1 pseudogene is annotated in these 273 nt (G+C 79.1%); it reads left to right on the top strand.

Annotated elements, in window-relative coordinates:
- A pseudogene (locus CQZ88_RS31930) lies at positions 1 to 273 on the top strand (hypothetical protein); the annotation flags it as partial.

The following is a 273-nucleotide window of genomic DNA, read 5'->3' as shown; positions in this document are numbered from 1 at the left end:
GCTCGCCGCGACGGTGCTCGGTGCGGAGGCCGTCGGCCGTTTCCTGCCCTTCGCAGACGGCCGGTTCCCCGTCGCCGCGATCGGGGCGACGGCCGCGGCGTACCCGCTGGTCGACGACCTGGCCGGGAGGGAGGTGTCCGCGTGGGTTCCCGCGGCCGGGGTGCTGGCGGTCGCGGCGGGAGCCGCGCTCGCGTGGCGGGTCCCGCGGGTCGAGCTGGGCCTGGGGGTGGCCCTGGTCGTCACGCTGACCGCGGCGCTGTGGCCCGACACCGC

The sequence above is a fragment of the Rhodococcus sp. ENV425 genome, assembly GCF_002887785.1.
GTDB classification, from domain to species: domain Bacteria; phylum Actinomycetota; class Actinomycetes; order Mycobacteriales; family Mycobacteriaceae; genus Rhodococcus; species Rhodococcus aetherivorans.
Note: the sequence above shows the minus strand (reverse complement) of the source record. Positions and strands in the feature narration are given on the sequence as shown.